The sequence below is a fragment of the Pedococcus sp. P1_H8 genome, from assembly GCF_056405175.1.
Genome location: NZ_JBFUCP010000007.1, coordinates 189,902 through 215,135, shown reverse-complemented (window position 1 = coordinate 215,135; position 25,234 = coordinate 189,902). Strand labels below are relative to the sequence as shown.

Annotated in this window: 22 protein-coding genes; 13 read left to right on the top strand and 9 right to left on the bottom strand. The window is 71.1% G+C overall.

What is annotated here, in order from left to right:
* Positions 1-52: 52 nt before the first annotated feature.
* Positions 53-1,459: an NAD(P)H-quinone dehydrogenase gene (locus AC1DYG_RS12060; RefSeq protein WP_477640100.1), complete on the bottom strand. Its 1,407-nt coding sequence runs from the start codon at positions 1,457-1,459 to the stop codon at positions 53-55.
* A gap of 57 nt (positions 1,460-1,516) precedes the next feature.
* On the opposite strand from AC1DYG_RS12060, the gene AC1DYG_RS12055 reads away from it, so the two are divergent.
* The 10 genes from AC1DYG_RS12055 to AC1DYG_RS12010 all read left to right on the top strand — a co-directional run bounded on the left by AC1DYG_RS12055 (position 1,517) and on the right by AC1DYG_RS12010 (position 14,250).
* Complete coding sequence (locus tag AC1DYG_RS12055; RefSeq protein WP_477640099.1) at positions 1,517-2,368, top strand: purine-nucleoside phosphorylase; 852 nt, start codon at positions 1,517-1,519, stop codon at positions 2,366-2,368.
* A gap of 30 nt (positions 2,369-2,398) precedes the next feature.
* On the top strand, positions 2,399-4,111 hold the full coding sequence (locus tag AC1DYG_RS12050; RefSeq protein WP_477640098.1) for a phospho-sugar mutase: 1,713 nt from the start codon (positions 2,399-2,401) through the stop codon (positions 4,109-4,111).
* 486 nt (positions 4,112-4,597) lie between these two features.
* Positions 4,598-5,614, top strand: coding sequence for a deoxyribose-phosphate aldolase (gene deoC, locus AC1DYG_RS12045; RefSeq protein WP_477640097.1), 1,017 nt, complete (start codon positions 4,598-4,600; stop codon positions 5,612-5,614).
* Positions 5,615-5,670: 56 nt separating this feature from the next.
* Positions 5,671-7,119: an aldehyde dehydrogenase family protein gene (locus AC1DYG_RS12040; protein WP_477640096.1), complete on the top strand. Its 1,449-nt coding sequence runs from the start codon at positions 5,671-5,673 to the stop codon at positions 7,117-7,119.
* Positions 7,116-8,036 (top strand): aldehyde dehydrogenase family protein, encoded by a 921-nt coding sequence (locus tag AC1DYG_RS12035; protein WP_477640095.1) that lies wholly within the window; start codon positions 7,116-7,118, stop codon positions 8,034-8,036. The genes AC1DYG_RS12040 and AC1DYG_RS12035 overlap by 4 nt, the downstream gene beginning before the upstream one ends.
* A gap of 89 nt (positions 8,037-8,125) precedes the next feature.
* Positions 8,126-9,976, top strand: a complete 1,851-nt coding sequence (locus AC1DYG_RS12030; RefSeq protein WP_477640094.1) for a DUF7847 domain-containing protein — start codon at positions 8,126-8,128, stop codon at positions 9,974-9,976.
* Positions 9,973-10,620 carry a DUF4129 domain-containing protein gene (locus AC1DYG_RS12025; RefSeq protein WP_477640093.1) on the top strand — a complete coding sequence of 216 codons (648 nt, stop codon included), beginning with the start codon at positions 9,973-9,975 and terminating at the stop codon, positions 10,618-10,620. Before AC1DYG_RS12030 ends, AC1DYG_RS12025 begins: the two co-directional genes overlap by 4 nt.
* Positions 10,617-11,852, top strand: a complete 1,236-nt coding sequence (locus AC1DYG_RS12020) for a DUF4350 domain-containing protein (protein WP_477640092.1) — start codon at positions 10,617-10,619, stop codon at positions 11,850-11,852. The genes AC1DYG_RS12025 and AC1DYG_RS12020 overlap by 4 nt, the downstream gene beginning before the upstream one ends.
* Complete coding sequence (locus AC1DYG_RS12015; protein ID WP_477640091.1) at positions 11,849-12,958, top strand: AAA family ATPase; 1,110 nt, start codon at positions 11,849-11,851, stop codon at positions 12,956-12,958. The genes AC1DYG_RS12020 and AC1DYG_RS12015 overlap by 4 nt, the downstream gene beginning before the upstream one ends.
* Entirely contained in the window at positions 12,958-14,250 is a 1,293-nt protein-coding gene (locus tag AC1DYG_RS12010; protein WP_477640090.1) for a DUF58 domain-containing protein, read from the top strand. Before AC1DYG_RS12015 ends, AC1DYG_RS12010 begins: the two co-directional genes overlap by 1 nt.
* A gap of 81 nt (positions 14,251-14,331) precedes the next feature.
* Here AC1DYG_RS12010 and AC1DYG_RS12005 read toward each other — a convergent pair whose 3' ends face one another.
* Positions 14,332-15,327, bottom strand: coding sequence for a stage II sporulation protein M (locus tag AC1DYG_RS12005; RefSeq protein ID WP_477640089.1), 996 nt, complete (start codon positions 15,325-15,327; stop codon positions 14,332-14,334).
* A 22-nt stretch (positions 15,328-15,349) separates the two neighbouring features.
* On the opposite strand from AC1DYG_RS12005, the gene AC1DYG_RS12000 reads away from it, so the two are divergent.
* Positions 15,350-16,174 (top strand): RDD family protein, encoded by an 825-nt coding sequence (locus AC1DYG_RS12000; RefSeq protein WP_477640088.1) that lies wholly within the window; start codon positions 15,350-15,352, stop codon positions 16,172-16,174.
* A gap of 96 nt (positions 16,175-16,270) precedes the next feature.
* Here AC1DYG_RS12000 and AC1DYG_RS11995 read toward each other — a convergent pair whose 3' ends face one another.
* Complete coding sequence (locus tag AC1DYG_RS11995) at positions 16,271-17,368, bottom strand: adenosine deaminase (protein WP_477640269.1); 1,098 nt, start codon at positions 17,366-17,368, stop codon at positions 16,271-16,273.
* A gap of 83 nt (positions 17,369-17,451) precedes the next feature.
* Positions 17,452-17,817, bottom strand: coding sequence for a cupin domain-containing protein (locus AC1DYG_RS11990; RefSeq protein WP_477640087.1), 366 nt, complete (start codon positions 17,815-17,817; stop codon positions 17,452-17,454).
* A 107-nt stretch (positions 17,818-17,924) separates the two neighbouring features.
* On the opposite strand from AC1DYG_RS11990, the gene AC1DYG_RS11985 reads away from it, so the two are divergent.
* A complete protein-coding gene (locus AC1DYG_RS11985; RefSeq protein ID WP_477640086.1) occupies positions 17,925-18,524 on the top strand; it encodes a TetR/AcrR family transcriptional regulator in 600 nt (199 codons plus the stop codon).
* Positions 18,525-18,550: 26 nt separating this feature from the next.
* On the top strand, positions 18,551-19,576 hold the full coding sequence (locus tag AC1DYG_RS11980) for an alpha/beta hydrolase (protein ID WP_477640085.1): 1,026 nt from the start codon (positions 18,551-18,553) through the stop codon (positions 19,574-19,576).
* Here the strand turns inward: AC1DYG_RS11980 and AC1DYG_RS11975 are convergent.
* From AC1DYG_RS11975 to AC1DYG_RS11955, 5 genes are all read right to left on the bottom strand, one after another.
* On the bottom strand, positions 19,557-20,846 hold the full coding sequence (locus AC1DYG_RS11975; RefSeq protein ID WP_477640084.1) for a thymidine phosphorylase: 1,290 nt from the start codon (positions 20,844-20,846) through the stop codon (positions 19,557-19,559). The genes AC1DYG_RS11980 and AC1DYG_RS11975 overlap by 20 nt on opposite strands.
* Positions 20,847-20,899: 53 nt before the next feature.
* Positions 20,900-21,298 carry a cytidine deaminase gene (locus tag AC1DYG_RS11970; protein ID WP_477640268.1) on the bottom strand — a complete coding sequence of 133 codons (399 nt, stop codon included), beginning with the start codon at positions 21,296-21,298 and terminating at the stop codon, positions 20,900-20,902.
* 84 nt (positions 21,299-21,382) lie between these two features.
* Entirely contained in the window at positions 21,383-22,648 is a 1,266-nt protein-coding gene (locus tag AC1DYG_RS11965) for an ABC transporter permease (protein ID WP_477640083.1), read from the bottom strand.
* Positions 22,645-23,763: an ABC transporter permease gene (locus AC1DYG_RS11960; protein ID WP_477640082.1), complete on the bottom strand. Its 1,119-nt coding sequence runs from the start codon at positions 23,761-23,763 to the stop codon at positions 22,645-22,647. The genes AC1DYG_RS11965 and AC1DYG_RS11960 overlap by 4 nt, the downstream gene beginning before the upstream one ends.
* A complete protein-coding gene (locus AC1DYG_RS11955) occupies positions 23,760-25,226 on the bottom strand; it encodes an ABC transporter ATP-binding protein (protein ID WP_477640081.1) in 1,467 nt (488 codons plus the stop codon). Before AC1DYG_RS11955 ends, AC1DYG_RS11960 begins: the two co-directional genes overlap by 4 nt.
* Between the last annotated feature and the right edge of the window lie 8 nt (positions 25,227-25,234).

Sequence of the window (25,234 nt, the reverse complement as noted above, 5' to 3'; positions counted from 1 at the left end):
TTCTGCTGAGCGAGCCAAAGTCTGCTAGCTGCACTGACCGAAGAGACGTGGTTCAGTCGCGTTGGTGCAGCTGTCGGGCGGCTTCGGCGACAGATCCGGACAGCGACGGGTAGACGGTGAAGGTGCCGGCCAGCTGGTCGACGGTCAGCCCGTGCTGCACGGCCAGGGTCACCGGATAGATGAGCTCGGACGCACGCGGAGCGACCACCACGCCACCTACGACGGTGCCGCCGCCCTTTCGTGCGAACAGCTTGACGAAGCCGTCGGTGATGCCCTGCATCTTCGCGCGCGGGTTGGTGGCGAGGGGCAGCATCACCGACGTCGCGTCGACGGTGCCCTCGTCGAGGTCCTTCTGGGAGAACCCGACCGTGGCGATCTCGGGGTCGGTGAAGATGTTGGCCGAGACAGCCCGCAGGTTGAGCGGGGCCACCGCATCACCCAGGGCGTGCGCCATGGCGATCCGCCCCTGCATCGCGGCCACCGACGCGAGGGGCAGCACCCCCGTGCAGTCGCCCGCGGCATACACCCCTCGCACCGAGGTGCGGGAGACCTTGTCGACGACCACGTGTCCGGACTCGCTCACGACCACGCCGACGTCCTCGAGCCCGATGCCGGAGGTCTGCGGGATCGAGCCGACCGCGAGCAGCGCGTGGCTGCCCTCGACCTCTCGGCCGTCCTCGAGGCGGACCACCACGCCGGACTCGGTCCGGGACACCGACGCCATCCGCGAGCGCCCGAGGACGTCCATGCCCCGCTTGCGGAACACGTCCTCGATGACGGTGGCCGCGTCGGCGTCCTCACCGGGGAGCACCCGGTCACGCGACGACACGAGGGTGACTCGCGAGCCGAGCCCGAGGTAGGCCTGGGCCAGCTCGGCACCGGTGACGCCGGATCCGACGACGACCAGGTGCTCGGGGAGCTCGGCCAGGGTGTAGATCTGCTGCCAGGTGAGGATCCGCTCGCCATCGGGCTGAGCCGTCGGCACCACTCGCGGGGTGGCGCCGGTCGCGATGAGCACGACGTCGGCCTTCAGGCTCTGGGTCGACCCGTCGGCGAGGGTGGCCACGACCTCGCCGGGAGCGACCAGCCGTGCCCTGCCGGGTAGCACCGTGACGCCGTCACCCGCGAGCCGCGCCCCGATGTCGCGGGACTGCGCGGCGGCCAGCGCCAGGATCCGACGGTTCACCGCTGTCAGCTCGGCGACCGAGTCGGAGACCTCGTCGCCCTCGTGGTCCTCGAGGTGCACCCCGAGGTCGGACGCCGTCTCGAACTGGCTCATGAAGTCGGCCGTCGAGATGAGGGTCTTGGAGGGCACGCAGTCGGTCAGCACCGCGGCGCCGCCGACGCCGTCGCGGTCGACCACGGTCACGGTGGCACCGAGGTGGGCGGCCACGAGCGCGGCCTCGTAGCCACCGGGGCCACCGCCGAGGATCACTACGGAGGCTTTGGGCGCATTCACGAGCCCTATCCAACCATCCGAAGAGCCGTCCCCTCGCAGCGTCGGTAGTCTTCGAGCGTGACTGAGCAGCGCAGCCCGTCCACGGGCCATCCCGACCTCGCCGACCCCGCGACGGACCCGTTCGAGGTGGCCCGGGCCGCCGCAGCGGTCATCGCCGAACGCAGCGGCGCTGCCCGGCACGACGTGGCGCTCGTCCTCGGCTCCGGCTGGGGACAGACCGGCGACCTGATCGGCGAGACGCTCGCCACCATCGACAACTCCGACGTGCCGGGCTTCGCCAAGGCCGCCGTCGCCGGGCACAGCGGCACCATGCGTTCGGTCGCGATCGCCAACACCGGCCGCCGCGCCCTCGTCTACGGCACCCGCACCCACTTCTACGAGGGCAAGGGCGTCCGCGCCGTCGTCCATGCGGTCCGCACCGCGGCCGCCGCCGGCTGCAAGACCATCGTCCTGACCAACGGCTGCGGCGGACTCAACCCGGCCTGGACCCCCGGCACCCCGGTGCTGATCCGCGACCACCTCAACCTCACGGCTGCCTCCCCGATCGAGGGCGCCAACTTCGTCGACCTCACCGACCTCTACTCGCCCCGCCTGCGCGACCTGGCCCGGGCGGTCGACCCCGAGCTCGACGAGGGCGTCTACGTCCAGTTCCGCGGACCGCACTACGAGACCCCCGCCGAGGTGCAGATGGCCAAGGTGCTGGGGGGCGACCTCGTCGGTATGTCCACCACCCTCGAGGCCATCGCCGCTCGCCAGGCCGGGCTCGAGGTCCTCGGCATCTCCCTGGTCACCAACCTCGCAGCGGGGATCAGTGACCAACCCTTGTCCCACGAGGAGGTCATGGAAAGCGGCAAGGCCGCCGCGGAGCGTTGCGGCAAGCTGCTCGCCGCCGTCGTCGCCACCATCTGAGAGACCATCACCCTGAGAAGGAGGGCACCCATGACGTATGCCGCGCGGCACGGCCGCGGAGCCGCCTCACCGTCCGCTTCCGAAGCGCACGCGCAGGAGCTGATCGACGCCGCGCAGGCCTGGGTCGACGACGACCCCGACCACGAGACCCGCGTGGAGCTGGGCGACATCCTCGCCAAGGCCAAGAAGGGCGACCAGGTCGCCGTCGACGACCTCGCCGACCGGTTCTCGGGGATGCTCGAGTTCGGCACCGCCGGCCTGCGCGGCGCCCTCGGCGCCGGTCCCAACCGGATGAACCGCTCCGTGGTGATCCGGGCGGCAGCCGGCCTCACGGCATACGTCAAGGCCCTGAAGCCTGAACCGTTCGTGGTGGTGGGCTATGACGCCCGCAAGAACTCCGACGTGTTCGCCCGTGACACCGCGGCCGTCGTCGTCGGAGCGGGGGGTCGCGCCGCCATCCTTCCCTCGCCGCTCCCGACCCCGGTGCTGGCCTATGCGATCCGTTTCCTGGGAGCCGACGCCGGCGTGATGGTGACCGCCAGCCACAACCCGCCCGAGGACAACGGCTACAAGGTCTACCTCGGCGACGGCTCGCAGATCGTGCCGCCGTCCGACGCCGGCATCGCCGCCCAGATCGCGCGCATCACCGCCGTCGCGGACGTCCCCCTGGCCAAGGACGGCTGGGAGACCCTCGGTGACGACGTGCTCGCTGCCTACCTCGAGGACGCCGTCACGGTCGTGTCGGCCGACACCCCGCGCGACGTCACCGTCGTGCACACGGCCCTGCACGGGGTCGGCTCCGAGACGGTGGCCAAGGCCTTCGTGCGAGCGGGGTATGCCGCGCCGATCCCCGTCGCGAGCCAGGCCGAGCCCGACCCGATGTTCCCGACGGTGCACTTCCCCAACCCGGAGGAGCCCGGTGCGATGGATGCCGCGCTCGAGCTGGCCGAGCAGACGGGCCCGGACGTCGTCATCGCCAACGACCCCGACGCCGACCGGTGCGCCGTCGCGGTCCCCGGTCCCGGCGGCTGGCGGATGCTGCGTGGCGACGAGGTCGGGGCCCTGCTGGGGGCGCACATCCTCGCGCGGGGCGTGGACGACGACGCGGTCTTCGCTAACTCGATCGTGTCGTCGCGACTGCTCGCGGCGATGGCCAAGGCGGCGGGTGTGCGGCACGAGGAGACGCTGACCGGGTTCAAGTGGATCTCCCGCGTGGAGGGCCTGCGTTACGGCTACGAGGAGGCGCTGGGGTACTGCGTCGACCCGCCCCACGTGCGCGACAAGGATGGCGTCAGCGCCGCCCTCGTCGTCGCCGAGATGACGGCGACCCTCAAGTCGGAGGGTCGGTCGCTGACCGACCTGCTCGACGACCTGGCCGTCGAGCACGGGGTCCACGCCACCGACGCGCTGGCCGTGCGCGTCGCGGACCTGTCCCTGATCGGCACGGTGATGGCTCGGCTCCGCGACAACCCGCCGGAGGAGGTCGCTGGCATCCCCGTCTCGCGAGTCGACGACCTGGCCGTGGGCAGCGATGCCCTCCCGCCGACCGATGGGCTGAGGTACTACCTCTCCGACGACTCGCGGATCATCGTGCGGCCCTCGGGCACCGAGCCCAAGCTCAAGGTCTACCTCGAGGTCATCGAACCCGTCGCGGGCGCCGAGACGTTGCGGGACTCACGGGCCACCGCCGCCGCCAGGCTGGGAAAGATCAAGTCAGCCATGGAGCAGCTGACCGCCGTCTGACTGAGGGTGGCAGTGGCCATTGCTCGGGCTGAGTAAGCAACTCGCCGAGGAGCGACCGCGTCCGACGGACCAGATTGAAGGATCCCGGAGGTCATGGCCGTCGCGATCCTTCACTCACGTAGCCGAGGGGCCATGGCGGCTCACAGGTGTCAGGCGGGATGTCGGCGGCAGGGCGACCGCGAAAACCCGTTGCAGCGCAACCAGATACGGCACCGCCGCGGCACCGCCACGGCACCGTTGCGGCACCGTTGCGGCACCGCTTATCCACACCTGGTCGAGCCTGGCTCTGGGCCGTCTCCCCCAGACACAGGCAAACGCCGAGGCGCTGCACGGGGGACACCACCCCTGCGGCGTGTGGTTGTTCGTGACACCACGACCCACGGCACCCCGAAGGGCCAGACCGCGACCGCCACCCTGGGGTCCGGCCCCGCAGACCGAGGCACCTCGCGATCTGACCACGGGGTGAGACACGGCTAGGATTGGTCGGTGAGCACCCCCACAGCTGCGGCCCCCTCCGTCGACGCGACGACCAGGGCGCGCGACCTCCTCGGCGTCTCCCGCCTCACCAACGCGGCCCTCACGAGCTGGCTGCACGGCCTGCCCGGCGTCGACCAGGTGGGCTGCGAGGCCAGGGCCGCAGGTCTGGGCACCCGGTCCATCAAGACCACCTCCAAGGCCTGGGGCATCGACCTCGCGATCTCGATGATCGACCTGACGACCCTCGAGGGCGCCGACACCGCCGGCAAGGTCCGTGGTCTGTGCGCCAAGGCGATCAACCCCGACCCCGGCTACCCCGACACTCCCCGCCCAGCGGCCGTCTGCGTCTACGGCGACATGGTCGCCACCGCCAAGGACGCCCTCGGCCAGAGCGGCGTCAAGGTCGCCGCAGTCGCTACCGCCTTCCCGAGCGGCCGAGCCCTGATGCCCGTCAAGCTGGCCGACACCCGCGACGCCGTGGACGCCGGTGCCGACGAGATCGACATGGTGATCGACCGCGGCGCCTTCCTGTCCGGCGACTACCTCACGGTGTTCCGCCAGATCGCCGAGGTCTCCGAGGCGTGCGTCCGCAAGGACGGGTCCCGGGCCCGGCTCAAGGTGATCATGGAGACGGGTGAGCTGGTCACCTATGACAACGTCCGACGGGCGTCGTGGCTGTCGATGCTGGCCGGCGGCGACTTCATCAAGACCTCCACCGGCAAGGTCTCCCCCGCTGCGACCCTGCCCGTCACGCTCATCATGCTCGAGGCGGTTCGCGACTGGCGAGACCTCACCGGCGAGATGGTCGGCGTCAAGCCGGCCGGCGGCATCCGCACCAGCAAGGACGCGCTCAAGTTCCTGGTGACCGTCAGCGAGATCGCCGGCGAGGACTGGCTGGACCCGCACTGGTTCCGGTTCGGCGCCTCGAGCCTGCTCAACGACCTCATCCTGCAACGCCAGCGGATGGCGATCGGCGCCTACTCCGGCGCCGACTACGTCACCGACGACTCGCCCAGCCTGTACTGACGTGCGAGCCACCCAGCAGCCCCCTGCACCCGACGGATCCTGAGGAACCTGAAGCCATGGCCAAGTTCGAGTACGCACCGGCGCCGGAGTCGCGCGCGGTCGTCGACATCAAGCCCTCCTACGGGCTCTTCATCAACGGCGAGTTCACCGACTCCCAAGGCGGCTCGGCGTTCAAGTCGATCAACCCCTCCACCGAGGAGGTCCTCGCGGAGATCACGTCGGCGAGCGACGCCGACGTCGACCGGGCCGTCGCTGCTGCCCGTCGCGCCTACAACGGCGCCTGGGGCCGGATGTCCGGGGCCGACCGTGGCAAGTACCTCTTCCGCATCGCGCGCATCCTGCAGGAGCGCGCGCGCGAGTTCGCCGTGCTCGAGAGCATCGACAACGGCAAGCCGATCAAGGAGAGCCGCGACGTCGACGTGCCCCTGGCCGCGGCGCACTTCTTCTACCACGCGGGCTGGGCCGACAAGCTCGACTACGCGGGACTGGGCACCAACCCCCGCCCGCACGGCGTCGTGGGTCAGGTCATCCCGTGGAACTTCCCGATCCTCATGCTGGCGTGGAAGATCGCCCCCGCCCTGGCCACCGGCAACACCGTCGTCATCAAGCCGGCCGAGACCACCCCGCTGACGGCGCTGCTCTTCGCCGAGGTGGTCCAGCAGGCCGACCTGCCGCCGGGCGTCGTCAACATCATCACCGGCGCCGGAGCGACCGGTCAGGCCATCGTCGACCACCCAGACATCGACAAGCTGGCGTTCACCGGTTCGACGGGCGTCGGCAAGATGATCGCCCGCTCCATCGCCGGCACCCGCAAGAAGGCCACCCTCGAGCTCGGCGGCAAGGCCGCCAACATCGTGTTCGACGACGCCCCGCTCGACCAGGCCGTCGAGGGCATCGTGAACGGCATCTTCTTCAACCAGGGCCACGTCTGCTGCGCCGGGTCACGCCTGCTCGTGCAGGAGAACATCGCGGACGACGTCGAGAAGCGGCTCAAGCGCCGCCTCGAGACCCTGCGCGTGGGCGACCCGCTCGACAAGAACACCGACGTCGGCGCGATCAACTCCAAGGCCCAGCTCCAGCGGATCGTCGAGCTGACAGCAGCCGGCGAGGCCGAGGGCGCCGAACGCTGGGACAACGGCTGCGAGCTGCCCAGCAAGGGCTTCTGGTTCCGGCCGACGGTCTTCACCGGGGTCAGCCAGGGCCACCGCATCGCCCAGGAGGAGATCTTCGGGCCGGTCCTGTCGGTGCTCACCTTCCGCACTCCGCAGGAAGCCGTCGCCAAGGCCAACAACACCCCCTACGGCCTGTCCGCGGGCATCTGGACCGAGAAGGGTTCGCGGATCCTGTGGATGGCCGACCAGCTCCGCGCCGGCGTCGTCTGGGCCAACACGTTCAACAAGTTCGACCCGACCAGCCCCTTCGGCGGCTACAAGGAGTCGGGCTACGGCCGGGAGGGTGGCCGCCACGGCCTCGCTGCCTACGTCACGACGGGAGACAGCAAGTGAGCCCCACCGCCACGCGGTCGACAGGCGCCGACGCACGCGTCGACGTGAGGAAGACCTACAAGCTCTACATCGGCGGCAAGTTCCCCCGCTCCGAGTCGGGCCGCTCCTACGAGGTCGTCGACGGCCGCGGCAAGTTCCTCGCGAACGCCGCCCAGGGCTCCCGCAAGGACGCCCGTGATGCGGTCGTCGCCGCCCGCGGCGCCTTCGGTGGCTGGGCCGGCGCCACGGCATACAACCGTGGTCAGGTCCTCTATCGCGTCGCCGAGGTGATGGAGGGTCGCCGCGACCAGTTCGTGGCCGAGGTGCGCGCCAGCGAGGGTGTCGCCGAGCGTCGCGCCGAGACCATCGTCTCCCAGGCCATCGACCGCTGGGTCTGGTATGCCGGGTGGACCGACAAGCTCGCCCAGATCCTCGGCGGTCTCAACCCGGTCGCAGGCCCGTACTTCGACATCTCCGCACCCGAGCCGACCGGTGTCGTGGCCGTCCTCGCGCCACAGCGCAGCTCGCTCCTCGGTCTGGTCTCGGTGCTCGCCCCGGTCGTCTGCTCGGGCAACACCGCGGTCGTCCTGACCAGCGAGCTCCGCCCCCTGCCGGCGATCACGCTCTCCGAGGCGCTGGCCACGTCCGACGTCCCCGGTGGGGTCATCAACCTCATCACCGGCCGTACCGCCGAGGTCGCGCCCTGGCTCGCGTCGCACCGTGACGTCAACGCCATCGACCTGAGTGGTGCAGCCGACGCCGAGGGAGTCAGCTGGGGCGACCTCGAGCTGGCCGCCGCCGAGAACCTCAAGCGCGTCGTGCGGCCCGCCGGTGAGGGCTCCGACGCCGTCGAGCCCGACTGGTCACGCACGCCCGACCTGTCGCGCGTCACGGCCTTCTTGGAGACCAAGACCGTCTGGCACCCCAAGGGCCGCTGACCCTTGACCCTTCGCACTCCACCGGTTCGATGTACAACCGCCGGGAGCTACCGGCGTGTTCACATCGAACCAGGGACACGAGGGGCGGTATGACGACCACCGCCCGGGTGGTGGTCCTGGCCGGTCCCAGCGGCGCCGGGAAGTCACGGCTGGCCGCCCGGCTCCAGGGCGCCCACGGCTGGCCGATCGTTCGGCTCGACGACTTCTACCGCGACGAGGACGACCCGGCGATGCCGCGCTCCGAGGAGCTCGGCATCGTCGACTGGGACCACCCCGACTCGTGGGACCGCGCTGCCGCCCTCGACGCCCTGGCCACCCTCGTCGAGACCGGTGAGGTCAAGACTCCTGTCTACGACATCTCCCTCAGCCGTGCCGTCGACACGACCACCGTGCGCGCCGACCCGCACGACCTCATCCTCGCCGAGGGCATCTTCGCGGCCGAGATCATCGCCGACCTGCGCGACCGCGGACTGCTCGCCGGCGCCTACTGCGTGCACCACCACCGCGTGGTCACCTTCGTCTGGCGGCTGCTGCGCGACCTGTCCGAGCACCGCAAGCCTCCGTGGACGCTGGTGCGCCGCGGCCTGGCCCTCGGCAAAACGGGGTCTGTGGCTCCCGTTTTGCCGAGCAACCACCGTTTCGCGGGATTCTCGCGGCTCCACGCCCGGAGGGCACCCCGGCTTGTTAGGGTTCCACCACGTCAGCGAGGGGGATGTGCGCACATGACCGACCCGCAGTGGGTGGCTCCAGGGACCAGTGGGCCAGCAGAACCGGTGGCCACCCCGACAGGTGGCCACGCGGCATACCCGTCGGTGCCTCCCGGAGCGCAGACGGGGCCGCAACCCTGGATGCAACCAGGGCAACCAGGGCAACCAGCGGGGCAACCCGGGCAGCCAGCGGGGCAACCCGGGCAACCCGCTGGGTACGGCCCCCCTCCGGGCGCGCCGTGGGGCGCCCACCCGGCCATGGAGTTCCGGCCCGGAGTGATCCCCCTGCGCCCGCTCTCCCTGAGCGACCTGTACGGCGCGGTGATCAAGGCGATCCGCGGCAATGTCGCCGCAACCATGGGCCTGGCCTTCGTCACCACGCTCGTCTTCCTCGTGCCGACGACCGCGCTCGGCGCCTGGGTCGCCGCGCAGGAGTCGCTGGACATCGAGTCGACCCAGGACATCTTCCCGGTGGCGGGGACGTTGGGTTCGGTGATCCCGTCGCTGGGGACGTCCGGGTCAGCCATCCTGCTGACGGGGTTCGTGGCGTTCGTCATCAGCCAGGCCGTGATGGGCAGGCGCGTGACTGCCGGTCAGACGTGGGAGGGCACTCGGCGCAGGCTCCTTCCCCTGGTGGGCGCCACCATCGTGACCGGCCTGGTCATCACGCTGGCCCTGGCCGCCGTGCTGGTGCTGCCCGTCCTCGCCGTCATCGGCGCGGTCTCCTCCGCCGACGACACGGGAGTGGTCGGGGCAGTCCTGCTCGCCATCGTCGCAGGCCTGGTCGCGATCGCCCTCGTGCTGTTCCTCTCGACCCGACTGGCCTTCGTGGGGGTGGCCGTCGTGCTCGAGAAGGCCAGCGTCGGCGAGGGCATCGCGAGGTCCTGGCGACTGACGTCCGGAAGCCAGTTCTGGCGGGTCCTCGGCATCAGGATCCTCACCGGCATCATCGTGGGCATCGCCGCCCAGATCCTGGCGCTCCCCCTGGGCATCGTCGGCGGTGTCGGCATCGTCGCCACGGGAGACCCCGGGAACCTGTACGTCTGGCAGGCCGTCATCTCCGGCATCTCCGGCCTCATCACCGGAGCCCTGACCACGCCCTTCACCGCCGGGGTCGACGCGCTCCTGTACGTCGACCAGCGGATCCGGCGCGAAGGGTTCGACGTCCAGCTGATCGCCGCAGCCCAGGACGACGTGACGCGGCAGTGGCCGGGAGCAGCCGCCGTCAGATGACGAGCCTGACCGCCCCTTTCGACGGCCCACCACTCGACCCGAGCTCACCGGAGGCCCAGCAGTGGCTGCGTGACGAGCTCGCCAACGGCCGCTACCTCACTGAACCCTCCCTGTGGCAGCGGTTCATGGAGTGGCTGAGCACCCTGTTCGCCGGCCGGCCGGGGCCGGGCCTGCTGCCGTCCTGGGGCGTGGTCCTCGTGGTCGTGGTGCTCCTGGCCGTTGTCGTCCTGGTGCTCCTGCGGCTGGTCCGTCCCGAGGCAGTGACCCGACGACGCGGCGGCACGGCGGCCCCCGTGGACGACGAGGGGCTCAGCGCCGCGGACTACCGCGTCCGGGCTCGCGCGTCGGCCGACCGCGGCGACTGGGATGCCGTGCTGCTGGACGGCTATCGGGCGCTGGCCGCCTCGGCCGTCGAGCGCACCCTGCTGACCGAGCTCCCGGGCCGAACGGCCCACGAGGTGGCGCTCGCCCTGGCCCCGGTCTTCCCCGACCAGGCGAACGCCCTCGCGACGGCGGCGGCGTCCTTCGACGACGTCCGCTACGGCCACCGCCGGACCACGCGGACCCAGGCCGTCAGCACGACAGAGCTCGACGCGGTACTGCTGCGGACCAGGCCCCAGCACGGACACCTGGTCGCCCCGTGACCGCCACATCGGAGGCAGGCCCGGACCCCCGAGGCAGTCGTGCGACGCGGATCCGCCGCAGGGCTGTGTGGGGCCTGGCCGTGACGGTCGGCGTGGGAGCGCTCGTGGTCATGGCCTTGGCCACGACAGCCCCTGACCAGGTGCTCGACCCCGACGACACCGGCCCCACCGGCGGCAGGGCCATCGTGGAGGTGCTGCGCCAGCACGGCGTCGACGTCGAGGTCGTCCGGTCGATCGGCGCGCTCGCCGACGCCCAGCCAGGCTCGGGCAGCACCGTCGTGATGGCCAACTCCGCCTACCTCGGTCACGACAGCGCGACCGCCATGGGGCACGTGTCCGCTGGGGCCGACCGGCTCGTGCTGCTCGACCCGACGGCAGCCCAGCTGGCTGCCCTCGACCTGCCGCTGACCTCGGGCACGCTCGAGGCCGAGGTGCGGCTGACCGCAGGGTGCACCTCGGCGGTGGCGAGGGCCGACGACACGGCCACCCTCGTCGACACGCGGTTCATCCCTGTCCGGCGAGGGAGCGGGGCGGCCACTCTCTGCTTCGGTCTGCCCAACCCGCGAGGCGGCGAGCAGGCACAGGGCGAGGATCCCGCAGAGGCACAGGGGTTCGGTTTCGGGGCGGCGATGGCGACGGTCCCCGCCGCCGCCGCCCACCCCGAGGTCGTGGCACTGGGCATCTCCACTGCCTTCACCAACCGCTGGGTCGACGAGGAGTCGCATGCCGGTCTGGCCGTCCGTGCCCTCGGCCACTCGCCGCGACTCCTGTGGTACCAGCCCGGCCTCGGCGACCTCGCGAGCACCCGCAAAGGGGCGGACGACGGATGGCCGCTCTGGCTCGCGCCGGCAGCCGCCGTGCTCGCAACGGCCGTGATCGTCCTCGCCTTCGTCCGGGGGCGGCGGATGGGTGCGCTGGTGACCGAACCGCTCCCAGTGGTGGTGCGCGCCGTCGAGACCACCGAGAGTCGCGGCCGGATCTATCGCCGCGCCCGTGACCGACCCAGAGCCGCCGCCATCCTGCGGCAGGGCACCACCGAAAGGCTCGCACGACGACTGGCCCTGCCGCCCCACGCGCCGCACGCGGTCCAGGCCGCTGCCGCGGCAGCCACAGGTATGCCGCCCGCCCAAGTCTCGGCGCTGCTCGCCGGCCCGCCCCCCACCACCGATGTCGAACTGCACACCCTGGCCAATGCACTGACCGATCTCGAGGAGAGGGTCCGCCGCTCATGACCGACCAGCCCCACCCCGCCCAAGCCCTGGCCGACCTGGCCGACCAGGTCGAGCCCGTCGAGCCCGTCGAGCCCGTCGAGCCCGTCGAGCCCGTCGAGCCCGTCGAGCCCGTCGAGCCCGTGAAGCCCGTCGAGCCGGACCGGCCAGCCATCGCCGCGCCCGATGCCCGGGCAGCCCTGCTGGCCGTGCGCGCCGAGGTCGCCAAGGCCGTCGTCGGGCAGGACGCCGCGGTCGCCGGACTGCTCGTCGCCCTGCTCTGCCGCGGGCACATCCTGCTCGAAGGAGTCCCGGGCGTCGCCAAGACCCTGCTCGTCCGCAGCCTCGCCGCCGCCCTCGACGTCGAGACCAAGCGCGTGCAGTTCACCCCCGACCTGATGCCGGGCGACCTCACCGGATCACTGGTCTACGACGCGTCGAGCAGCGACTTCACGTTCCGCCCGGGGCCGGTCTTCACCAACCTCCTGCTCGCGGACGAGATCAACCGCACCCCACCCAAGACGCAGTCGGCCCTCCTCGAGGCGATGGAGGATCGCCAGGTCAGCGTCGACGGCCGGGCCCACCCGCTGCCCCAACCGTTCATGGTCGCCGCCACCCAGAACCCCGTCGAGTACGAAGGCACCTATCCCCTGCCGGAGGCCCAGCTGGACCGCTTCCTGCTCAAGGTGACGCTGCCGATCCCACCCCGGGACGACGAGATCGCGGTCCTGCGCCGGCATGCCACCGGGTTCGACCCCCGCGACCTGCAGGCCGCCGGTCTGCGGCCGGTCGCGTCGGCGGCGGACCTCGCGGCAGGTGCCGAGGCAGTTCGCAGCGTCGAGATCTCGGACGAGGTGACGGCCTACATCGTCGACATCGCCCGGGCGACACGGAACTCGCCGTCACTGGCCCTGGGCGTCAGCCCGCGCGGCGCCACCGCACTCATGGCGACGTCGCGGGCGTGGGCCTGGATCAACGGCCGCGGCTTCGTCACCCCCGACGACGTCAAGGCCCTCGCCCACGCGACCCTCGCCCACCGGTTGTCGCTTCGCCCGGAGGCCGAGCTCGAGGGCGTCAACGTCACGGCGGTCCTCGACAGTGCGCTCGGAGCGGTGCCGGTCCCCCGCTGATGAGCCTGACCTACCGTGCCGTCGCGCTGGCCCTCCTCGGGCTGGTGCCGGTTGCCGTGTGGCCGCAGGGCGACACGGTGCGGTGGTGGTGGGTCGCGATGGTCGTCCTCATCGGTGTCGACGTCCTCCTCGCCAGCCCACCTCGCTCGCTGACCTTCGCCCGGGAGGGGCCGGCCCAGGTGCGCCTCGGCGAGCAGACCTCGACGTCGGTCCTGGTCACCAACGCCGGGAGGCGCCCACTGCGTGGCGCCCTCCGCGACGCCTGGCCGCCCTCCGCCGGGGCCGCAAGCACGCGGCATACCCTCGCCCTCGCTGCCGGGGAACGCACCCGGGTCACGACGACGCTGACCCCGACCCGCAGGGGCGACCGCACCGCGCACCGGGTGACCGTGCGCTCCACGGGGCCACTGGGGCTGGCCGCCCGGCAACGGTCGTTCGACGTGCCGGGGCGCCTGAGGACGCTCCATCCGTTCCCGGCCCGCAAGCACCTGCCCAGCCGCCTGGCGGTGCTGCGCCAGCTGGACGGCCGGGCCGCGGTGCGGACGCGCGGGCAGGGCACCGAGTTCGACAGCCTGCGGGAGTACGTCGACGGCGACGACGTGCGCAGCATCGACTGGCGCGCCACCGCCCGGCGCCAGCACCTGGTGGTGCGCACCTGGCAGCCGGAGCAGCACCGCCGCATCGTCATCGTGGTCGACACGTCGCGGACCTCCGCGGGACGGGTCGACGACGCTCCCCGCCTGGATGCCGCCATGGACGCCGCTCTCCTGCTGACGGCCCTCGCCGGACACGCACGCGACCGGATCCAGGTGCTCGCCGGCGACCGGGTGGTGCTGGCCCGGGTCTCCGGCGCCGACCGCGCCACGCTGCTGCACGACACGATCAGCACGCTCGCGCCCATCGAGTCCCGGCTGGTCGAGGCCGACTGGGGACTGCTCGCCACCGAGATCAGCCGGCTCGGCACACCACGAGCCCTGGTCGTGCTGCTCACGCCGCTGGAGTCAGCCGCGGTCGAACAGGGACTACTGCCGGTGCTGCCTGCTCTCAGCGCCCACCACAGGGTGGTGGTCGCCTCGGTGGCCGACCCCGCGGTCGCGAGAATGCGCACGGCTCGCGACACCGTGGCCGAGGTCTACGAGGCGGCCGCAGCAGAGCGCACGACCTCGCTGCGGCGACGCACGGCTGCCGCGCTCGTCAGCCTCGGGGTGGACGTGCTGGACGAGCCGCCGGACCAGCTCCCCGTCCGGCTGGCCGACCACTACCTCATGCTCAAGCGGCAGGGACTGCTCTGACTCTCTCGCAACCTGGGCGCCCTCTGGGGTGCCCAGCTTGCAGGTCGTGGCCTCGGCGCCGAGCCTGACCGGTGTCCGCGGTCAGGCGACGACGATCGCCTCGTCGCCGATGTCGCGCGCGTCGACGTCTCCGGTCACTCCGTCGCGGTGGGCGCCGCGCCCGACCACGAACACGTAGGCGAGAAAGGCCGACTCCGCCAGGACGCCGATCCCGATCCGCGCCCACGTGGGCAGCCCGGACGGCGTCACGAAGCCTTCGATCGCCCCGCTCACGAGGAGCACGAAGACCAGCCCGGTCGCGATCGCGACCGCCATGCGCCCCTCCGCCGCCAAGGCCTGCAGTCGCGTGCGCGGGCCCGGTTCCACCCAGGACCAGAAAAGTCGCAGACCGACCGCCGCGGCCACGAAGACGGCGGTCAGCTCGAGCAGGCCGTGCGGCAGGATCAGGCCGAAGAAGAGTCCGGTGCGGTCGTGGGCCATCATCAGGGCGGCCACGACACCGACGCCCTGCACGTTGCTCACCAGCACATAGAGGACCGGGAGTCCCAGGACCCCGAACGCGATGCACTGGGCTGCGACCCAGGCGTTGTTGACCCACACGAGGGTGGCGAACTCGTGGTGTGGGAACTCGCTGTAGTAGTGCTCGAAGTCGGTCCCGACATAGGCCTGGATCTCGGCCGGTGTCAGCTGGCTGGCATAGACCTCGGGATGCCGCAGCGTCCACGCGGCGACGAGGGCGATGACCAGGAGGCTGCCGAGCGCCGTCGTCACCCACCACCACCGGGTGCGGTACAACGCAGCGGGAAAGGTCCGGGTGAAGAAGCGCAGGATGTCCGCCCAGGTGCTCGTCCGGGTGCCGACCATCCCCACTCTCGCGCGGGTGAGCACCATGGACAGGTAGGCCACGACCGACGGGTCGGGCGAAGCCGATCTGACGACGGACAGGTCGGTGGACACGCGCTGGTACAGGTCGAGCAGCTCGTCTCCCTCGGCACCGGACAGACGGCGTCGTCCGGCCAGCTCCTCGAGTCGCCCCCAGTACCGGCTGCGTGCGGCGACATACGCATCCAGGTCCACGGCGTCACTCTATGCTTCGGCCATGAGCACGGGGGCCGGTTACCGCAGCTACGCGAGCGACGACATGGTCACCGGCGAAGGGGTGGCCGTCGAGCTGCCCATCGCCGGCGTTCCCACCCGCGCCGCCTCCGGCATCATCGACCTGCTCGTCGCCGGGGTCCTGCTCGTGGCCGGTTCGATCGCGGTGGGCGCGGTGTTCTCGGGCACGTCCGAGGCGGTCGGCCGGACGGCCATGATCCTGTTGGTCGTGGGGGTCACCGTGGGCCTCCCGACCGTGGTCGAGACCCTCACGCGTGGCCGGACCCTGGGCAAGCTGGCGCTGGGGCTGCGCGTGGTGCGCGACGACGGTGGTCCCATCACGGCGCGGCACGCGCTCACCCGGGCCCTCGTCGGGTGGCCGGAGATCTACCTGCTCGCGGGTGCCGGTGCGATGGTGGCGTCCCTGGTCAGCCCGCGCGCCAAGCGACTCGGCGACCTGGCGGCCGGCACGTACGTCGTGTCGCAGCGCGCCACGATGCGGTTGCTGCCTCCTCCGGTCATGCCGCCCCCACTGGCGCAGTGGGCGGCCCAGGCCGACCTTGCGGCGCTGCCTCCGGGCCTGGCCATCGCTGTCCGCCAGTTCCTGGGTCGGGCCGCCAGGCTCACTCCCGCGTCACGAGAGGAGCTGGGCCAGCGCCTGCTGCGCTCGGTGCTGCCGCACGTGTCGCCACCACCCCCACCGGGCATCCACGCCGAGTACGTCCTCGCCGCCGTGATCGCCGACCGCCGGCGCCGCGACGCCGAACGTCTGGCCCGCGAGGACCAGCGGCTGGCCCGGCTCCTGCCCGCGGATCCGCTCGACCGCTAGCCACCCATCCTGCCTCGACGCAGCCGCGCCGAGATCCCAGCTCTCGGCCCTTCCGGTGGTCCGGAAGCCCGAGAGCTGGGATCTCGTGGGCTGCCGTCAGTCCTGTTGGACCTGCGTCTCGAGCGCGGCATAGCCGGGCTTGACGACTCCCTCGATGATGGCCAGCCGCTCCTCGAAGGGAATGAACGCCGACTTCATCGCATTGATCGTGACCCAGCGCAGGTCCTCCATGGTCCAGCCGGCGTCCCGGACGAGCAGTCCCATCTCGCGAGACATCGACGTGCCACTCATCAGGCGGTTGTCGGTGTTGACCGTCACCCGGAACCGCAACCGCTTGAGCAGCGAGATCGGGTGCAGCGCAACGGATGCCGCTGCACCGGTCTGGACGTTGCTGCTGGGGCACATCTCCAGCGGGATGCGCGTGTCCCTGACGTATGCCGCGAGGCGCCCGAGGTGCACGTCGTCCGTGTCAGCGGCGACCGCCGCCGCGACGTCGTCGCCGAAGGCCTTGTCACCGACGGTGATGTCGTCGACGATCCGCACGCCGTGACCGAGCCGGTCCGCGCCGCACCACTGGATCGCCTCCCAGATGCTGGGGAGGCCGAACGCCTCGCCCGCGTGGATCGTGAAGTGGGCGTTCTCGCGACGGAGGTACTCGAAGGCGTCGAGGTGCCGGGTGGGAGGGAAGCCGGCCTCGGCGCCGGCGATGTCGAACCCGGCCACACCCTGGTCGCGGTAACGGACCGCGAGCTCGGCGATCTCGGTGCTCTTGGCCGCGTGCCGCATCGCGGTCAGCAGCGCGGTGACCCGGATCGGAGTTCCCGCCCTGGTGGCCTGCTCCTCGCCCTCGCGGAACCCGGCGTTGACGGCTTCGACGACGTCCTCGAGCGCGAGCCCCTCCGTGAGGTGCTGCTCGGGCGCGTAGCGGCTCTCGGCGTAGACGACGCCGTCGGCGGCCAGGTCGAGCACGCTCTCGCGCGCCACTCGCCGCAGCCCCTCCGCGGTCTGCATGACGGCCAGCGTGTGGTCGAACGTCTCGAGGTAGCGCACCAGGGACCCCGAGTCCGCACTCTCCCGGAACCACGCGCCGAGGCTGTCGGCGTCGGTGGTCGGCAACCCGGCATACCCGATCTGGTCGGCGATCTCGACGATGGTCTGCGGACGCAGGCCACCGTCGAGGTGGTCGTGCAGCAGCGCCTTGGGCGCGCGCCGGACCTGCTCGTCGGCACCGTCCGCGCTGGTGTCGGAGGACTCCGCGGACCCCTTGCGACCGAAGATCACGCGCCCTCCTCCTCGTCGCGGTTGACGGTCTCGGGACTGAAGGCGGGCAGGCAGACGGCGACATACTCGGCACCCTCCGACCCGGTCGAGTAGCGGATCCGCTCGCCGGCGCGGGTGACGACGCTCTGGCCGGCCTCGACGCGCAGCTGGCCGCCGTCGTGGTCCACGAGCACGGCACCGGCGATGACAAGGGTGATCTCGTCGAAGGCCGGGGCCTGGAACGGCTCGGTCCAGTCGGCCGGCGCCTTCATGTGGGCCACGGAGACGGCCTCGCTGCCGGTGTTCACCCGGCCGACGTGTTCGTCGATGACTTTGCCGCCGGGCACGGGAATGGTCGTGGGGGTCGCGATGAGCTCAGGCACAGGGCCACCCTAGCCCTGAGCGTCCGGCCCGGCCGGGCAGCCTGGCGGCGAGGCACACCCTGTCGCCGGGCCTTGCCAGATCCGAACGGTCGTGCTTTTATTGGACAGTGAGCAAAGGAGACGAGACGCGCGACTCGGTGCTTCGCGTGGCGCTGGCCCAGTCGAGCCAGGTCGGCCTGCGCGGCATCACGATCGGCGGCCTCGCCGACGCGCTGGAGATGTCCAAGAGCGGGCTGTTCGCGCACTTCGGGTCAAAGGAGGGGCTGCAGTCGGCCGTGATGGACTATGCGGCCGAGGCGTTCACCCAGCTCGTCATCCGCCCCGCCCTGAAGGAACCCCGGGGTGAGCCACGGCTGCGCACCCTCTTCGACCGATGGCTCGGGTGGGGCGGCTATGCCGACTACGCACTGCCTGGCGGATGCATCTTCATCTCCGTGGCGAGCGAGTTCGACGACGCACCCGACGGCCCGGTTCGCAGCAAGGTCGTGCAGACCGAGAGAGACCTGCTCGACACCATCGAGACGATCGTCCGAGGCGGCATGACCGAGGGTCAGTTCCGCGAGTCGACCGACCCGGCGGCCTTCGCCCACGACCTGCTCGCCATCGTCCTCGGCTACAACTTCTCGGCACGCCTGCTCCACGACCCGGCGGCAGCGCGTCGCGCCCTGGACGCCTTCGACCGGCTGCTCGACCACATCCGCGACTGAATCCATCGACACAGGAGACTCCACTCATGTCCGTAGAAAAAAGCACGATCGATCGTTTCACTGTCCTCCCCCGCACCTCCCGGGTCAGTGCCTCCCGGGTGCCTGCCGCCCGGGTGCCTGCCGCCCGGACCGCTGCGACGACGGGCCGCGCCGCCGCACCTGCGACGGGCCTTCCCGCCTCCCCCGCCCTGAGGAGGCTGTTCGCCCTGCTGGAGCGGCAGTCCCCCGCCCTGGGTGGACTGGTGGCCGAGCGGCTGTGGTTCCGGCTGCCCGCCGCCCCGTCGGCGGCGGCACGCGCCGCTCGAACGCCGCGCGGCGGCGAGGCCTTCGAGGTGCAGTGGGCCCACGGCACGGTCCGCGGCCGGGTCTACGGCCAGTGGGGCAACCCCACGGCATACCTCGTGCACGGCTGGGGCGGCTGGTGGCAGCAGCTCGGCGCCCACGTCGAGCCGCTGGTGGCCCGCGGCCTGTGCGTCGTGGCCTTCGATGCCCCGAGCCACGGCGACTCCGGGCCCGGTGTCCACGGCAGTCGTTCGACCACCTTCCTGGAGATGGCCGAGGCGCTGGCGGCGGTGGTGGCCGAGTTCGGGCGACCCACGCTCGTGGTGGCCCACTCCGCCGGCGGGCTCGCGGCGGTCCACGCCCTCGGACTGGGTGTGCGGCCCGACTCCCTCGTGCTCGTCGCGCCGCCAGACGGCGTCGAGACGATGCTGCCGGTCTTCGCCGCCGCCCTCGGAGTCGGTCCCCGGTCCCAAGAGGTGATGGTGCGCCGTGCCGAGCGGCGGGTGGGCACGCCCGTGGCCGAGCTCGACCTCCTCACGATGGCGGCGGGACACGCGTCGCTGCCGCACCTGCTCGTGGTGCACGACCGCGGCGACCAGGAAGCCCCACTCGCCGGCGGCGTGCGCGTGACCAAGGCGTGGCACGACGCCCGTCTCATGGTCACCGAGGGACTCGGGCACCGCCGGGTGCTGTGGAACCCCGACGTCGTCGAGCGGGTGACGGCCTTTGCAGTGACGGCCGCCGAACGGGTCAGGAGATCTTCTCGATGACCAGTGGCAGCAGGTCCGGTCGCGATCCTTCCGAAGCGATCGTGAACGCGCCGTCGAGCGACTCCAGGGCCCGCTCGAACCGCTCGGGGGTGTCGGTGTGCAACGTCAGCAGGCGGTCGCCGCCCCGGACGGTGGCGCCCGGCTTGTAGTGCATCACCACGCCGGCACCGGCCTGCACCGGGTCCTCCTTGCGCGCCCGACCGGCACCGAGACGCCAGGCAGCGACCCCGATCTTGAGGGCGTCGAGCTCGGTGAGCACGCCGTCGGCAGGGACGAGCACGTCGTGGCTTTCCTTCGCGACGGGCAGCGTCGCGTCGGGGTCGCCGCCCTGGGCCCGGATCATCGCCTTCCAGGCATCCATGGCGCGGCCGTCCTTGAGCGCGTCGGCGGGGTCGACGTCACCGCGGCCGGCGCAGGCGAGCATCTCGCGGGCCAGGGCCAGGGTCAGCTCGATGACGTCCTCGGGACCGCCGCCCGCCAGCACCTCCACCGACTCTCGCACCTCGATGGCGTTGCCGGCCGTGAGACCGAGCGGCACCTGCATGTTGGTCAGCATCGCGACGGTCTTGACTCCGGCATCGGTGCCGAGGTCGACCATGGTGCGCGCCAGCTCGCGGGCGTCCTCGACGTTCTTCATGAACGCACCGCTGCCCACCTTCACGTCGAGCACCAGCGCGCCCGTGCCCTCGGCGATCTTCTTGCTCATGATCGAGGAGGCGATGAGCGGGATGGCCTCGACCGTCCCGGTGACGTCGCGCAGGGCGTAGAGCTTCTTGTCGGCGGGAGCCAGTCCGTCCCCGGCGGCGCAGATGACGGCGCCGACGTCCTCGAGCTGCTGCATCATCTGCTCGTTGCTCATCGCCGCCCGCCAGCCGGGGATCGACTCGAGCTTGTCGAGGGTGCCCCCGGTGTGCCCCAGTCCGCGGCCGGACAGCTGCGGCACCGCCACGCCGCACGCCGCCACGAGGGGCGCCAGCGGCAACGTGATCTTGTCACCCACCCCACCGGTCGAGTGCTTGTCGGCCGTCGGTCGCGACAGACCGGAGAAGTCCATCCGCTCGCCGCTGCTGATCATCGCCCCGGTCCAGCGGGAGATCTCGCGACGGTTCATGCCGTTGAGCAGGATCGCCATGGCCAGGCTGGACATCTGCTCGTCGGCGACGGCCCCGCGCGTGTAGGCATCGATCACCCAGTCGATCTGCCCGTCGGACAGCTCACCCTTGCCCCGCTTGGTGATGATGACGTCGACGGCATCGAAGGCTTCACTCATGGGGACATCGTGTCAGACCAACGACGGGCTCGGCAGAGCCAAGGCTGGCGGGGTCAGGCGGGGTGGCGGGCTGCGGTCAGGGTGTCGGGGCCGAACGCCTGCGGCAGCACCTCACGCATCGGCAGCACGCCCTCGGGGGTGAGCAGCAGGCAGTCGGGGCCGCCGTTCTCCCAGAGCAGCTGGCGACAGCGCCCACACGGCATGAGCGGCGCCCCGTCGCCACCGACACAGGACACGGCCACGAGCCGCCCCCCACCCGTCGCGTGCAGCTCCGAGACCATGCCGCACTCGGCGCACAGGCCCACGCCGTAGGCCGCGTTCTCGACGTTGCAGCCCGCGACCACCCGACCGTCGTCGACGATCCCGGCGACTCCGACCGGAAAGTTCGAGTAGGGCGCGTAGGCCTTGCCCATGATCTCGATCGCCTTGGCGCGCAAGGCTTCCCAGTCCACGTCCTCCGGAGCAGGGGGTGAGGTATGCCGCGAAGCCGGCTCCGCGGCATACCCCTCCTGCTGCGTCCCTGGGTCAGGGCACACCTAGTGGCCCTCGCCCTTGCGATAGATCTGGCCGTCGGCCGCCGGCATGCGCAACCGTTGCGAGGCGAAGGCCAGCACGAGCAGCGTGGTGACGTAGGGGGTGGTGCCGGTGAGCTCGGCCGGAACGGCGTCGGCGGCGAAGTACCACCAGCCGACGAGGACGCCGACGACGATGGCGAGGCCACCCTGCACGATCCGCTGGTTGCGCACGATCTGCCACACCCCGATGGCCACGAGCAGCACCGCGAACAGGAGCAGGAACGCGTGGACCGTCGCTCCACCGCGCAGCTGCACGGCGTCGGTGTAGCCGAACAGGGCAGCGCCGGTGAGCAGGCCGCCAGGTCGCCAGTTGCCGAAGATCATGGCGGCGAGGCCGATGTAGCCACGTCCACCGGTCTGTCCGTCGCGATAGATGTTCGCGGCGACCAGCGCCAGGAAGCCACCACCGAGGCCCGCGAGGCCACCGGAGATGATGACGGCGAGGAACTTGTAGCGGAGCACGTTGACGCCGAGCGACTCTGCTGCGACAGGTGACTCACCGACCGAACGCAACCGGAGGCCGAACGCCGAGCGCCACAGGACCCACCACGTCCCGACGAAGAGCAGCAGCGCGAGGATGGTCAGGATCGACATGTCGGTGCACAGTGCGCGCAGGACGGCGGCGACGTCGCTGACGAAGAACCAGTCCTTCTTCTCCACCGTGCCGAGCCCGCTGGACACTCCGGGCAGGGTGAAGTCCGGCAGCGACTTGATCGGCGGCGACTGGGTGGGGCCACCACCGGGCAGGCCGTTGAAGAAGCGGGCGGCGAGGTACTTCGCGACGCCGAGTCCGATGATGTTGATGGCGACACCGGACACGATGTGGTCGACCCCGAAGGTCACGGTGGCGGTCGCGTGGATCAGGCCACCGAGCGCGCCCATGGCGATCGCGCCGAGGACGCCGGCCCACGGACCCATGTGGTAGCCGAAGAACCCGGCCCCCCAGGTGCCGAGGATCATCATGCCCTCGAGGCCGATGTTGACCACGCCCGCGCGCTCCGACCAGAGGCCACCGAGACCGGCGAGGCCGATCGGGACGGCCAGGCCGATGGCGGCGGCCAACGCACCGGACGACGCGATGTCGTCGGCACCGGTCACCAGTCGCAGCACCGAGATCACGGCGAGCGCACCGATGGCCACGATGGACCACTCGCGCACGCCGAACCGGCGACGCTTGGGACGGTCAGGGACGGCCTTGGTGCCGACTTCGAGTCCGGCGGCGCTCATGCCGGGGCTCCTTCCGTCGCCGGGGCGGCTTGTCGCTGGGCGGAGAGCTCACGGGCGACGCGAGTCTGCTCGATGCGCTTGTCGGCCCGGCGGATCAGCTCGTAGGCGATGACGACGGCGAAAAGGATCACGCCCTGGATGATGTTGACCAGCTCCTGGGCGACGTCGGCCTGGATCTGCAGGGCGTTGGACTGCACGTCGAGGAAGGCCCACAGGACGGACGCGAAGGCGATGCCGACCGCGTTGTTGCGCCCGAGCAGGGCGATCGCGATGCCCGCGAAGCCGAGTCCGGACTGGAACGTCGTCCCGTAGTTGTAGTCCTGCCCGAACAACAGCGGCATCCCGACGAGTCCGGCCAGCGCACCCGAGGCGATCATCGCGGTCATCACCATCCGCGGCACCTTCACACCGCTGGCGACCGCCGCACTCTCGGAGCGGCCGGTCGCGCGCAGGTCGAAGCCGAACCGCGTCTTGCCGAGCACGAACCAGTAGAGGAACCCGACCAGCAGGGCCAGGAAGAGCAGCGTGTAGACGCGGTTGGTGGCGCCGGGGATGAGCTTGAAGCCCTCGAGCTGCGACGACTCCGGGATCGTCTTGGTGTTGATCGAGTTGCTGCCCTTCTGGCGGTCCGCCACCTTGAGCAGCAGCCAGCTCACCACGCCGGTCGCGATGGCGTTGAGCATGATGGTCGAGATCACCTCGGAGACGCCACGCTTCACCTTCAGGTATGCCGCGATGCTGGCCCACAGCCCACCGGCCACCATCGCGATGATGATCGCCGCGATGATGTTTAGCCACCCGGGAAGCCAGTCCTGGCCGGCGAACACCGCGGCCGCGAAGACCGCGATGCGGTACTGGCCGTCGACCCCGATGTTGAACAGGTTCATCCGGAAGCCGACCGCAACCGCGATGGCCGAGAGGTAGAACACGGATGCCGCGTTGATGATGTTGACGCTCTGGCGCGGCTTCGGCACGGCGAGGATGGTCTTCCAGACCTCCCACACCGGGTCGCCGACGGCCACCAGCACCAGCGAGGTGACGACGAACGCGACGACGAGCGCCAGGACCGGCGCCGCCAGGCTCATCAGGATCCGGCGCACGTTGAGGGACTTCACCGCGACTCCTCCTTCTCGCCGGCACCGGTCATCGCCGCACCGAGGTCTTCGGCCGTCACGTGGTCCGGGTCGAAGTCACCGGACAGCTTGCCCCGCAGGATCACGCGGATCGTGTCCGACAAGCCGATCAGCTCCTCGAGGTCGGCCGAGATGAGGAGCACCGCAAGTCCCTCGCGTCGTGCCTCGCGGATGTGGTCCCAGATGCTCGACTGGGCCCCGACGTCGACACCTCGGGTCGGGTGGGCGGCGATGAGCACCTTGGGCTTGTGGCTCATCTCGCGGCCGATGATGAGCTTCTGCTGGTTGCCACCGGAGAGCGAGCCGGCAGTCACGAAGATCGAGGGGGTGCGGACGTCGTAGGCCTTGACGATTCGCTCGGTGTCGGCCTTGGCCGCGGCGGCGTCGATGAGCTGACCCTTGACGTTGGGGGCCTCGGTCTGGTGTCCGAGGATGCGGTTCTCCCACAGCGGCGCCTCGAGGAGCAGGGCGTGGCGGTGGCGGTCCTCGGGGATGTAGCCGACGCCCGCCTCGCGGATCTCGCGGGTGTGCCAGTCGGAGATGTCGACGTCACCGAGGAAGACCTCGCCCGACGTGGGCTCGCGCATGCCCATGATGACTTCGACGAGCTCGGCCTGGCCGTTGCCCTCGACCCCGGCGATGCCGAGCACCTCACCCGCGTGGATGGTCAGCGAGATCCCGTCGAGGATCGGTCGGCCGGTGCCGCCGCCGAGGACGAGGTCGTCGACCTTGAGCAGCACGCGGTCGGTGACCGTGGACTCCTCGGTGGTCGGGGACGGCAGCTCCGAGCCGACCATCAGCTCGGCGAGCTGGCGGGCGTTGACGGACTTGGGGTCCACCGTGTCGATGGTCGTGCCGCGCCGGATCACCGTGATCGAGTCGGCGACCTTGAGCACCTCGTCGAGCTTGTGCGAGATGAACAGCACCGTGAGTCCCTCGTCCTTGAGCTCCGCGAGCTGGTCGAACAGCTCGTCGACCTCCTGGGGCACGAGGACGGCCGTGGGCTCGTCGAGGATGAGGGTCTTGGCGCCGCGGAACAGCACCTTGAGGATCTCGATCCGCTGGCGCGCGCCGACTCCGAGGTCGGCGACCAAGGCGTCCGGATCGACATCCAGCTTGTAGGCGTCGGAGATCCGCTTGATCTCGCGCCGCGCGCCGTCGCCGATCCCGTGCAGCTTCTCGGCGCCCAGGACGACGTTCTCCAGGACCGTGAGGTTGTCGGCGAGCATGAAGTGCTGGAAGACCATGCCGATGCCGGCCGCGATCGCGTCGGACGGCGAGTGCAGGTTGACCAGCCGGCCGTCGATCTTGATGGTGCCCTCATCTGGGCGCTGCACGCCGTACAGGATCTTCATCAGCGTGGACTTGCCGGCGCCGTTCTCCCCGACGATCGCATGGACGGTGCCGCGCCGCACGGAGAAGGCGATGTCCTTGTTGGCGACCACACCCGGGA

Coding starts and splice junctions, on each gene's coding strand:
- AC1DYG_RS12050 (WP_477640098.1), top strand. CDS start 2,399: ATGACGTATGCCGCGCGGCACGGCCGCGGAGCCGCCTCACCGTCCGCT.
- AC1DYG_RS12040 (WP_477640096.1), top strand. CDS start 5,671: ATGGCCAAGTTCGAGTACGCACCGGCGCCGGAGTCGCGCGCGGTCGTC.
- AC1DYG_RS12030 (WP_477640094.1), top strand. CDS start 8,126: ATGACGACCACCGCCCGGGTGGTGGTCCTGGCCGGTCCCAGCGGCGCC.
- AC1DYG_RS12025 (WP_477640093.1), top strand. CDS start 9,973: ATGACGAGCCTGACCGCCCCTTTCGACGGCCCACCACTCGACCCGAGC.
- AC1DYG_RS12015 (WP_477640091.1), top strand. CDS start 11,849: ATGACCGACCAGCCCCACCCCGCCCAAGCCCTGGCCGACCTGGCCGAC.
- AC1DYG_RS12010 (WP_477640090.1), top strand. CDS start 12,958: ATGAGCCTGACCTACCGTGCCGTCGCGCTGGCCCTCCTCGGGCTGGTG.
- AC1DYG_RS12000 (WP_477640088.1), top strand. CDS start 15,350: ATGAGCACGGGGGCCGGTTACCGCAGCTACGCGAGCGACGACATGGTC.
- AC1DYG_RS11980 (WP_477640085.1), top strand. CDS start 18,551: ATGTCCGTAGAAAAAAGCACGATCGATCGTTTCACTGTCCTCCCCCGC.
- AC1DYG_RS11975 (WP_477640084.1), bottom strand. CDS start 20,846: ATGAGTGAAGCCTTCGATGCCGTCGACGTCATCATCACCAAGCGGGGC.
- AC1DYG_RS11965 (WP_477640083.1), bottom strand. CDS start 22,648: ATGAGCGCCGCCGGACTCGAAGTCGGCACCAAGGCCGTCCCTGACCGT.